1 protein-coding gene is annotated in these 1,232 nt (G+C 65.8%); it reads left to right on the top strand.

Annotated features, from left to right (window positions below; all coding sequences use genetic code 11):
- Positions 1–1,232: Ig-like domain-containing protein (locus DOU50_RS00225; RefSeq protein ID WP_148768459.1), on the top strand; the 1,232-nt coding region annotated here is incomplete at both ends.

Here is a 1,232-nt window from a genome sequence, read left to right as displayed (position 1 = left end):
CGGACGGCAGCTGGACGCTGAACGTTCCAGCGGCGGATCTGGCTGGATTAACCGACGGCAGCGTGACCGTCACCGCATCGGTCAGCGATAAAGCGGGTAACCCGGCGTCCGTGGATCACAACCTGGCGGTAGACATCACCGCGCCTGCGGTGACTATCAATACCGTTGCGGGCGACGACGTCATTAACATTGCAGAACACGGCCAGGCGCAAATCATCAGCGGCACCGCCACCGGCGCGGCAGCGGGCGATAAGGTCACCGTCACCATCAGCGGCCAGACCTACACCACCGTGCTGGACGCGGCGGGCAACTGGAGCGTGGGCGTACCGGCGAGCGTGATTTCCGGCCTCAGCGACGGCACCGTGACCGTCACGGCGTCGGTCACCGACGCGGCGGGCAACACCGGCACCGGCACGCATAACGTGACCGTCGATACCGGCCTGCCGTCCGTGGCCTTCAACGCCATCAGCAGCGATAACGTGCTGAACGCGGTGGAGAAAGGTCAGGATCTGAGCGTCAGCGGCACCAGCGCCAACTTGGCGGAAGGCACCGTGGTGACCGTGACCCTGAACGGCAAAAACTACACGGCGACGACCGCCGCAGACGGCACCTGGAGCCTGACGGTTCCGGCGGCGGATCTGGCCGGTCTCGGTCAGGCCAACTACACCCTGAACGCAACCGCCACCAACGGCGTGGGCAACAGCGTGAGCAACACCGCGAACCTGCTGGTGGACACCGCGCTGCCAACGGTCAACATCAACACCGTGGCGGGCGATAACGTCATTAATGCGGCGGAAGTGGCCGCAGGCCAGACCCTGAGCGGCACCGTGGCGAATGCCGAAGCGGGCAATACCGTGACCGTGACCATTGGCGGCAACAGCTATACCGCGACGGTGCAGAACGATCTGACCTGGTCCGTCAACGTGCCGTCTGACGTGCTGACCGCGCTGGGCAACGGCAGCCTGAGCGTGACGGCGACCGTTACCAACGGCCACGGCAACACCGGCACCGGCGAGCGCGAGATCGCGATCGACGCTAACCTGCCGGGGCTGCGCGTCGATACCGTCGCGGGTGATGACGTGATCAACACCATCGAGCACGCGCAGAACCTGATCGTCAGCGGATCCAGCGACGGGCTGGCACCGGGCACGGCGCTGACCGTCACCGTCAACGGCAAAGACTATGCGGCCACTGTACTGGCGGACGGCACCTGGAGCGCGGCGATCCCGGCT

Source organism: Enterobacter sp. C6 (assembly GCF_008122455.1).
In the GTDB taxonomy this organism is placed as follows: domain Bacteria; phylum Pseudomonadota; class Gammaproteobacteria; order Enterobacterales; family Enterobacteriaceae; genus Enterobacter; species Enterobacter pseudoroggenkampii.
Note: the sequence above shows the minus strand (reverse complement) of the source record. Positions and strands in the feature narration are given on the sequence as shown.